The sequence below is a fragment of the Faecalibacillus sp. TM498 genome (assembly GCF_020589955.1).
Classification (GTDB): Bacteria; Bacillota_I; Bacilli_A; order Erysipelotrichales; family Coprobacillaceae; genus Faecalibacillus; species Faecalibacillus intestinalis.
Map to the genome: position 1 here is coordinate 1 of NZ_JAJDKB010000075.1, position 8049 is coordinate 8049.

Annotated in this window: 7 protein-coding genes; 6 read left to right on the forward strand and 1 reads right to left on the reverse strand. The window is 29.1% G+C overall.

Features of this window, described 5'->3' with window-relative positions:
- Window positions 1–82: 82 nt before the first annotated feature.
- The 6 genes from ybaK (at window position 83) to LJD32_RS14055 (ending at window position 6902) form a co-directional block, all read left to right on the forward strand.
- Window positions 83–565 (forward strand): Cys-tRNA(Pro) deacylase, encoded by a 483-nt coding sequence (gene ybaK / locus LJD32_RS14030; RefSeq protein ID WP_227392693.1) that lies wholly within the window; start codon window positions 83–85, stop codon window positions 563–565.
- A 73-nt stretch (window positions 566–638) separates the two neighbouring features.
- The gene (locus tag LJD32_RS14035; RefSeq protein WP_032089915.1) at window positions 639–2324 is read left to right on the forward strand and encodes a phospho-sugar mutase; all 1686 of its coding nucleotides are present in this window, start codon (window positions 639–641) and stop codon (window positions 2322–2324) included.
- Window positions 2325–2374: 50 nt separating this feature from the next.
- Window positions 2375–3529: a hypothetical protein gene (locus tag LJD32_RS14040; protein ID WP_227392694.1), complete on the forward strand. Its 1155-nt coding sequence runs from the start codon at window positions 2375–2377 to the stop codon at window positions 3527–3529.
- A 43-nt stretch (window positions 3530–3572) separates the two neighbouring features.
- Window positions 3573–4937, forward strand: coding sequence for an aminopeptidase (locus LJD32_RS14045; RefSeq protein ID WP_227392695.1), 1365 nt, complete (start codon window positions 3573–3575; stop codon window positions 4935–4937).
- Window positions 4938–5024: 87 nt separating this feature from the next.
- Window positions 5025–6383: a sodium-dependent transporter gene (locus LJD32_RS14050; RefSeq protein ID WP_227392696.1), complete on the forward strand. Its 1359-nt coding sequence runs from the start codon at window positions 5025–5027 to the stop codon at window positions 6381–6383.
- Between the two features lie 9 nt (window positions 6384–6392).
- Complete coding sequence (locus tag LJD32_RS14055; RefSeq protein ID WP_227392697.1) at window positions 6393–6902, forward strand: GNAT family N-acetyltransferase; 510 nt, start codon at window positions 6393–6395, stop codon at window positions 6900–6902.
- A 27-nt stretch (window positions 6903–6929) separates the two neighbouring features.
- On the opposite strand, the gene LJD32_RS14060 is transcribed toward LJD32_RS14055, so the two are convergent.
- Window positions 6930–7835 carry a serine O-acetyltransferase gene (locus tag LJD32_RS14060; RefSeq protein ID WP_032089919.1) on the reverse strand — a complete coding sequence of 302 codons (906 nt, stop codon included), beginning with the start codon at window positions 7833–7835 and terminating at the stop codon, window positions 6930–6932.
- Between the last annotated feature and the right edge of the window lie 214 nt (window positions 7836–8049).

Sequence of the window (8049 nt, forward strand, 5' to 3'; positions counted from 1 at the left end):
ATAATCTTCAAAGATTATTACCATGTGGACAAAATTTATTTTGTCCCTTTTTTATGCTATAATGAATTCAGAGGTGTAAATCATGGCTAAGAAGTTTAAAACAAATGCGCTTAGAATGTTGGATAAAGCAAAAATTGCTTATTTGATAAAGGAATATGAATATGATGAAGATCATTTAGATGGAAGACATGTAGCAAGTCAGGTAGATATGGTGCCAGAAGCTATTTTTAAAACACTTGTTTTACATGATAACCATAATGAGTATCTTGTATGTTGTGTTCCTGTTTTAGAAGAAATTGATTTAAAAAAGCTTGCTAAATTAGCAGGTAGAAAAAATGTAGAAATGATCCATCAAAAGGACTTATTACCTGTAACAGGTTATATGCGAGGAGGATGTTCTCCAGTAGGAATGAAAAAACAGTTTCCAACGTATATGGATGAAAGTATTTTAAAAGTTGATGAAGTTGCTTTTTCAGCAGGAAAGCGTGGTTTTCAAATGATTGTCAAGGCTCAAGATATTTTGACATACTTAAATGTCGAAACGGGAGATATTATACGAAAATAATTTGAAAACGGTTACATTTTTCTATAGTTTTTGACAAAGAGCTTTGATATACTTATATTAAGAGGTGGTAAAAATGAATTATAACGAAAAGTATCAAAAATGGGTTAGTAAAGAAGATTTAGATCCTGCTTTAAAAGCAGAATTATTATCAATGGATGAAACTGCAAAGGAAGATGCATTTTATACAGATGTTGAATTCGGAACAGCAGGGATGAGAGGTATCTTAGGTGCAGGTACAAATAGATTAAATATCTATGTTATTCAAAAAGCAAATGTTGGTTTTGCTAAATACATTGCGTCTTTACCAGAAGGTAAAGAAAGAGGTGTAGCTATTGGATATGATAATAGACATATGTCTTATAAATTTGCGATTGAATCAGCAAAAGTATTAGCAACATATGGTATTAAATCATATATCTTTGAATCATTACGTCCAACACCAGAATTATCATTTGCAGTGCGTTATTTAAAATGTGCTGGTGGTATCATGATTACAGCAAGTCATAATCCAAAAGAACATAATGGATATAAAGTATATGATGATACAGGATGCCAATTATTACCAGAAGCAGCTGATCAAGTTGTACAATATGTAAATGAAGTAGAAGATGAATTAAATATTAAAGTGTTCTCTGATGAAGAAGCTTATCCATATATGACATGGATTGGTGAAGAAGTAGATGAAGCTTATTATAAAGAAGTTATGGCAATTGAAGTTAATCCAGGAATGGATAAAAGTGATTTTAAAATTGTTTTCTCTCCACAACATGGAACATCAAATATTGCAGTTAGAACATGTCTAACAAGACTTGGATATGATCTTGTGCCAGTATTAGCTCAATGTGCACCAGATCCAGATTTTTCTAATACAAAATCTCCAAACCCAGAAGTTCCAGCATCTTATGAATTAGCTATCAAAAAAGCTAAAGAAGTAGATGCAGATGTTGTAGTTATTACAGATCCAGATGGTGACCGTTTAGGAGTTGTTGCTAAACATAATGGTGAATATGTTTTAATGTCAGGTAACCAATCAGCAGCTGTTTATTTGGAATATATTTTAAGCCAAATGAAAGAAAAAGGAACATTGCCTGATAATGCAGTTATGTATAATACAATCGTAACTTCTGATTTAGGTGAATTAGTAGCCAGAAGTTATGGTGTTGATGTAGAAAAAACATTAACTGGATTTAAATTTATTGGTGATAAGATTCGTAAATATGAACAAACTCATGAAAAAACATTTGTATTTGGTTATGAAGAATCTTATGGATGTGTTATTAAAGACTTCGTTAGAGATAAAGATGCAGTGCAAGCTGTTTTAACTGCTGCAGAAGCAGGTAACTTCTATAAAAAACAAGGTAAAGATTTAGTTGATGTTTTAAATGAATTATATGCTAAACATGGTACATTTAAAGAAACTCAAATTGCTTTATCTAAAGCAGGAGCTGCAGGAGCTGCACGTATTAAAGAAATCATGGATAATTTAAGAAAAGATGCACCTCAAGAAATTGGTGGTGTTAAAGTTGTAAAAGTTGAAGACTATGGAAATAGTACTTGTTCTGATGGAACAACTATTCAATTACCAAAATCTAACGTATTAAAATATTACTTAGAAGATGGCTCATGGATTGCAGCAAGACCATCAGGTACAGAACCTAAATGTAAATTCTATTTCTCAATCAAAGGCAGCGATGCTGATGATGCCGCTAGTAAAACAGAAGTATTCCATAAAGCAATGATGGAAATTATTGGTGAATAGAAAATGAAAGAAAAGCAATTCATAAAAAATGAATTGCTTTTTTTATAAAAATGCTAATTAAGTTTATAATTAATTTAGTAGAAGCACTTATTGTTTCTTATTCTTTAAGTCAATTATGTCATGTTAAAAAACAAAAACTCTATTTTGTTTTGAATACATTAATGACCTTTTCTATAGAAATAATAAGTGACTATTTTGATGCGAATTATGCACCATTAGCCATTGCTTATATTATATGTTGGAATATTTTATTATTATTTTTTACTCGAAAAGAATATATATATAATTTATTTATGTGTATATTTAATGAACTCTTAATTACCTTGAGTGCATTGTTACCCTTGATGTTTATAAGTCATTATTATCTATTATTAGCGGCCGTAGAAGCTAAAATCTATCATTTATTATTATCTGTTCTTTTTATAAGATATCAAAAGAGATATCGTTATTTTATTAATAAATATTGGGTTTTAGTGATGATGAATTTGACAGCTTGTTTATTGATTTTAAATTTACAGGGTAGGATAATCATGGAAGGCAGTTATACATTTAAAACAATTATGACTATTTTCTTGTGTATATTTGTTGTTTTTTTATCATTAACATTTTTTGCTTTTTTAGAAGAATCTAATAATGAAAAAGAAAAAGTTACAAAACAGTTAGAAGAACGTAAATATCAAAATATTACATATGATATGATGAAAAGGACAAAAGAAGAACTCTATCGTTTAGAACATTCATTAACTTATTATATGTTATCTATAAAAAAATATTTAGAGACACAAAATCAAGATGAAGTATATAAAATCATTGATTCGTATATTGAACGCGTATCTAATGTGAATATTGTCATTTATACAGGAAATGATTTATTTGATTTATCACTTACAACGCATTTGAGTCAAATGTCATCTAAAGTTAATATGTGTATTATGATTAGTAAAGATGAATTTTATAATCATATTCAATTTATTGAATTTGTTTTATCATTGTTAGATTTGATTGAATCAAAAGATGTAAGTTTATTAATAAAAGAAGATGGTTTTGTTAAACTTATACAAATAAGTGCAGAATATGATTTTATTGATGAAAATCAAGTAAAAGAGATTGTGAACCGTGATTATGAATTTGATTGTCATTATCAAATGATAACGGATCAAAATCTGCATCTATTAAAAATAAAAATAATTGAACATTTTGAATAAATAAGTGTTATAATTTTTGAGTATTAAAGAGAGGATGGAGATTATGTACGCTAAAAATACTTGGGAAAAGTATAAAGATCAATTAAATGAAGTATTTGATTATAATGAAGGTTATAAACATTATATTTCAAAAAATAAAACTGAACGTGCCTGTGTTAAAGATTCTATTAAATTAGCTGAAGAAAAAGGTTTTAAACCATTAGAATCATTTGATACCTTAAAATCAGGGGACAAGGTTTATGTAACAAATAGAGGAAAAAATATTGCTTTATTTATTATTGGTAAAAAACCTCTTACTGAAGGTATGAGAATTTTAGGGGCTCATATTGATTCACCAAGAATGGATTTAAAACAAAATCCTTTATATGAATCAGAAGGTTTTACTTTAGCTGATACACATTATTATGGTGGAATTAAAAAATACCAATGGGTAACAATTCCTTTATCTTTATATGGTGTTGTTTGTAAAAAAGATGGAACAGTTGTTGATGTTGTCATTGGTGAAGATGAAAATGATCCAGTTGTAGGAATCAGTGATTTATTAATTCATTTATCTGCAGATCAATTAGATAAAAAAGCAGCTAAAGTAATTGAAGGAGAAAACTTAGATGTTACTTTAGGAAATATGCCATTATTTGGTGAAGAAAAAGATGCTGTTAAAGCGAATGTTTTAAAATTATTAAAAGAAAAATATGATATTGAAGAAGAAGATTTCGTGTCTGCTGAAATTGAAGTTGTACCAAGTGGTAAAGCAAGAGACTATGGTTTGGATCGTTCAATGGTTGCTGGATATGGTCATGATGATCGTGTTTGTGCTTATACTTCACTTACAGCTATTTTAGATAGTGATGTCAGTGAATATACAAGTTGTGCTATTTTAGTAGATAAAGAAGAAATTGGTTCAGTAGGAGCTACTGGAGCGCATTCACTATTCTTTGAAAATACAGTTGCAGAATTATTATTAAAAATGGGAATTGATAGTTTTGTACAAACAAGACTTACAATGTCTCGTTCAAAAATGTTATCAAGTGATGTTTCAGCTGGTGTTGATCCATTATTTGTAAATGTTAATGATAAGAAAAATGCAGCATATCTTGGAAATGGTATTGTTTTTAATAAATATACTGGTTCAAGAGGTAAAAGTGGAAGTAACGATGCTTCTGCAGAATATGTAGCACAAGTGCGTGCAGTGATGGATAATGCTAATATTCACTATCAAACTGCTGAACTTGGACGTGTTGACCAAGGTGGAGGCGGAACAATCGCTTATATCTTAGGTAATTATAATATGGATGTTATTGATGCTGGAATTGCTGTTTTAAATATGCATGCACCAATGGAAATTGTAAGTAAAGTAGATGTTTATGAAACATATCAAGCTTATAAAGCTTTCTTAAAAGATGCTTAAAAAATACTTCATTTTGAAGTATTTTTTATTATCTATTTTTTCATCAATATGATATGATGATTGTGTTGTTAGAAAAGGTAGGTTTTTATGAGAGAAAGAGAACAATTTAAATCAAGAATTGGATTTATCCTGCTTTCTGCAGGATGTGCAATAGGAATAGGAAATGTTTGGAGATTTCCTTATGTAGTAGGAGAAAATGGTGGGGGAATCTTTGTATTGTTCTATTTGTTTTTCCTTCTTTTAATTGGTGTTCCAATATTGAGTATGGAATTTTCAGTTGGTAGAGCAAGTAAAAAGAGTGTTGTTAAATCTTTCCAAGCTTTAGAAAAAACAAACCAAAAATGGCATTTACATGGTTATATGTCATTGGTTGGAAATATTTGTTTAATGATTTTTTATACGACAGTTTCAGGATGGATGTTAAAATATTTTTATAATTTTTTAACAGGACAATTTAATGGTTTAACCACTGCTGATGTACAAAATGTTTTTTCACAAGTACTAGCAAGTCCTTCTACAAATGTTTTTTGGATGATTATTGTTGTAGCGATAGGAATGTTTGTTTGTTCTAAAGGATTACAAAATGGTGTTGAACGTATTACCAAGGTGATGATGACGGGATTATTAGGTTTGATTGTGCTATTAGCTATTCATGGTTTATTATTGGATGGTGGAATGGCAGGGGTCAAGTTTTATTTATATCCTGATTTTCAAAAAATTTCTGAAATTGGTTTGATGAAGGTGATTGTTTCAGCAATGAATCAAGCTTTCTTTACTTTAAGCATTGGAATTGGGTCTATGGCTATTTTTGGAAGTTATTTAAATAAAGATCAAACTTTATTAAAAGAGGCAACGAATGTTGCCATGTTAGATACATTTGTTGCTGTTGTGGCAGGATTAATTATTTTTCCAGCATGTTTTTCTTTTGGGATTAATCCAGATAGTGGACCAAGCTTAATTTTTATTACATTACCTAATGTTTTTGTTTCTATGACTGGTGGTCAAATTTGGGGTGCATTATTTTTCTTATTTATGTCTTTTGCATCACTTTCTACAGTTATTGCTGTTTTTGAAAATATTATTGCTTGTACAATGGAGTTATTAAATATTGAAAGAAAAAAGGCTGTAATCATTAATTTTGTTTTAATTACCTTACTTTCATTACCTTGTGCTTTAGGATTCAATGTTTTAAGCAATATTCAACCATTAGGTGCAGGTTCTACAATTTTAGATTTAGAAGATTTTATTGTTAGTCAGTTATTGTTGCCATTAGGCTCACTTGTTTATTTATTATTCTGTACTTCAAAATATGGTTGGGGATTTGAAAATTATCAAAAAGAAGCAAATATTGGTCAAGGAATGAAAGTTCCAAATTGGATGAAATTTTATGTTACAATTATTTTGCCAATTGTTGTTATTTTTGTATTTATAAATGGAATTATATAGGAGTTTAAAATGAAAGTAAGACGTGCAATCATTAAAGATTTAAAAAGAGTTCAAGATTTATACGGGATTGTCAGTGATGAAATGGCAGGTACTATTTATGATATTATGTGGAGAAGGGATATTTATCCTTCAAAAAAAGAAATTGTCAAAGATATTCGTCGTCATGAATTGTATGTTTTAGAAAAGGATAATAAAATTATTGGGGCAATGGTATTAAATCATGAATATGATGAATGCTATAACAAGCTATCATGGCAAATATTTGCGGATGATGATGAAGTCTTAATTTTGCATCGTTTATGTATACATCCTCAATATCGAGGATGTGGAAAATTTCTTATTAAACAAGCTATTGAAATAGCAAAATTCTTAAATCAAAAAGCGATTCGTTTAGATGTATTATGTACAAATAAGCCAGCAATTTATCTTTATGAAAAATGTGGTTTTTTATTACAAGGATATCAAACAATGGATTATGGGGAACCTGTTGTTGCAGGACTTTATGAAAGACTTATATAAAAAGGTTGTCAATTGACAACCTTTTTTTTATTCGAATTCATTTTGATTAAAATCTTCAGATGTTTTTGAATACTTGAATCTCATAACTGCTTTATTATTGACAATTGTACCACTTGGTACAGATTTAATAATAAAAGTATTACCACCAATAACAGAGCCTTCACCAACAACAGTATCTCCTCCTAATACACTAGCATTAGAATAAATTGTAACATTATCTTCTATAGTAGGATGTCTTTTAACATTCTTTAAGCTTTGTCCTCCATGAGTAGAAAGAGCACCTAATGTTACTCCTTGATAAATTTGAACATGTTCACCAATCACGGTAGTTTCACCGATAACAATACCTGTTCCATGATCAATCATTAAATACTTACCGAGTGTTGCTCCTGGATGAATATCAATTCCTGTTAAACTATGCGCATGTTCTGTCATAATACGAGGAATTAGTGGAATATTCAATTTATATAATTCATGAGCAATACGATTGACCATAATTGCATAATATCCTGGATAAGAAAGTACGATTTCTGAAATAGAAATAGCGGCTGGATCGCCATCAAATGTTGCTTGTGCATCTGTAGCAAGGTATTCTCTTATTTGGGGAATTGTCTTCAAAAAAGCTAATGTTTTATCTCTTGCTTCCTCTTCTTTACAAGCATCTTTACAGTTTTCACAATAGTCAAAGGCAAGTAAGATTTGATTTTTTAAATCATTATAAATAATTTGAATTTGATCACCTAAATAATATTTAACATAATCACTTTTAAGACCTTTTCTTCCAAAGAAGCCTGGAAAAATAATATCTTGTAAACGTTCAAGAATATCAATGATAATTGTTTTATCAGGCTGTCTAATTGTATCGACCTTAGAAATATCATTGTGTTTTTGATAACTTTCAACAATATCATCAATAACAGTATCTAACTTCATAGTTAACCTCCATTTTTATTATAAATATAGTATCAAAAAATAAGATTATGTTCAAATTATTGAATAATAAAATATAAAAATGTATACAATCTTTATTGACAAAGAAGAAATGATAGTATATAGTTAAATCATACTAAATCCATAGGAATAAGGAGAAGTAAATATGAGCAAAGTAAAAAACAGTTTTTTAGACCTAGTAGGGAATACACCACTA

What these genes read in the sequence shown, in the direction of transcription:
- LJD32_RS14045 (WP_227392695.1), top strand. Translation starts at nt 3,573, where the DNA reads ATGTACGCTAAAAATACTTGGGAAAAGTATAAAGATCAATTAAATGAA.
- LJD32_RS14035 (WP_032089915.1), top strand. Translation starts at nt 639, where the DNA reads ATGAATTATAACGAAAAGTATCAAAAATGGGTTAGTAAAGAAGATTTA.
- ybaK (WP_227392693.1), top strand. Translation starts at nt 83, where the DNA reads ATGGCTAAGAAGTTTAAAACAAATGCGCTTAGAATGTTGGATAAAGCA.
- LJD32_RS14040 (WP_227392694.1), top strand. Translation starts at nt 2,375, where the DNA reads ATGCTAATTAAGTTTATAATTAATTTAGTAGAAGCACTTATTGTTTCT.
- LJD32_RS14060 (WP_032089919.1), bottom strand. Translation starts at nt 7,835, where the DNA reads ATGAAGTTAGATACTGTTATTGATGATATTGTTGAAAGTTATCAAAAA.
- LJD32_RS14050 (WP_227392696.1), top strand. Translation starts at nt 5,025, where the DNA reads ATGAGAGAAAGAGAACAATTTAAATCAAGAATTGGATTTATCCTGCTT.
- LJD32_RS14055 (WP_227392697.1), top strand. Translation starts at nt 6,393, where the DNA reads ATGAAAGTAAGACGTGCAATCATTAAAGATTTAAAAAGAGTTCAAGAT.